The organism is Mesorhizobium sp. M5C.F.Ca.IN.020.32.2.1 (assembly GCF_004023105.1).
Taxonomy (GTDB): domain Bacteria; phylum Pseudomonadota; class Alphaproteobacteria; order Rhizobiales; family Rhizobiaceae; genus Mesorhizobium; species Mesorhizobium wenxiniae.
The window spans coordinates 1-1250 of record NZ_RZSX01001274.1; the positions used below are offsets into that span (position 1 = coordinate 1).

Sequence of the window (1250 nt, forward strand, 5' to 3'; positions counted from 1 at the left end):
GTGCTGGCGTGAGCGCCGGTTCGCAAGGCGCATCTGTGGGGGCGGGCACAAGCGTCGGCGGTGCGAGTGGAGCAAACGTTGGAGCTTCGGTCGGCGCAGGTAAGGCCACTCCCGGTAGTCCGGCCGCAGTCACCACAACCACTGCCCCTGCCAAGACCGCCAGGCAATCGATCGTCCTGCCACCCGTCCTCATGCCTTCTAAACCTGGTGAGGGTGACTCCACCAACGGGTATCCCTTTCGATCTGTTGGATCGCTGAAAGCGAAACCCGGTACGCCAGCTGCGGTCGTGCAAGCCTGCCGCGCGGCGATTATGTCCGCCGCGACGCCGCTTGGCGCCGTCCGTGTCCACGCGGCAAGCGCAGGTGCCTTGCGTCAACGTCGAGGCGCCCTCACGGCGCCGATCGCGGTGCGAATAGACTACGCAAGACAAGGCGGCATCGAAGTTCGGCAGGCGCGAGTCGGCTGTCGCCTCGATGCGGCAGGCAGGGTCACCGCAGTGATATAGCACCAAGCCTGTCAGGAACTTTTCGGGATCCGAGGACAATGCGCCGGCAACCAGCGCAATCTCGTCGTCGAGGCGCAGCCGGTGCACGGCGCCGACAAAGGCGTTGCGGCTGCCATTCGCCATGTCGACCCGCAAGCATTCACGCATCGATCCGTCAGCAATTGCGTAAGACCATGATTTGAAAACTCCCTCCTGAAGATTGACTATCGGGAATTGGCGTTCCCTATTCTGGAAGAAATGAAAAACTTTGGGAGGAGGAGTGGAGCTTCGGCTGGAAGGCAAGGTGGTGCTGGTCACGGGCGCGACGCAAGGCATCGGCCGGGCGATCGCCGAGACGCTTGCGCACTCAGGCGCCGGCGGCCTGCTGGTCACCGGCCGCGAGCCCGTGCGTGGCAACGACGTGGCGACGTCGCTGTCCCAGGCAGGCACGCCAGCGACATTCATCGCCGCCGATCTGGCTGATACCACGGCGCCGGCGCGGCTGGTGGACGAATGCATCGGCCGCTTCGGGCGTATCGACGCGCTGGTCAACGCCGCCGGCCTGACCAACCGCGCCTCATTCCTCGATGCCGACCTCGACGACTGGGCGGCGCTGTTTGCCGTCAATGCGCGGGCGCCGTTCTTCCTGATGCAGGCAGCCATCACGCAGATGCGCAAGCAAGGTCACGGCGGTGCCATCGTCAACATCCTGTCGATAAACGCGCATTGCGGCTCGCCCCAACTCGCCGTCTATTCCGCCCCCAA

At 64.6% G+C, this 1250-nt stretch carries 1 protein-coding gene and 1 pseudogene; one reads left to right on the forward strand and one right to left on the reverse strand.

Annotated elements, in window-relative coordinates:
• Positions 1-527: 527 nt before the first annotated feature.
• Positions 528-653, reverse strand: a pseudogene (locus EOA86_RS41625) (gfo/Idh/MocA family oxidoreductase); the annotation flags it as partial.
• 112 nt (positions 654-765) lie between these two features.
• Between EOA86_RS41625 and EOA86_RS35150 the strand changes: the two are divergent.
• Positions 766-1250: SDR family NAD(P)-dependent oxidoreductase (locus EOA86_RS35150; protein WP_128345682.1), on the forward strand; the 485-nt coding region annotated here is incomplete at its 3' end.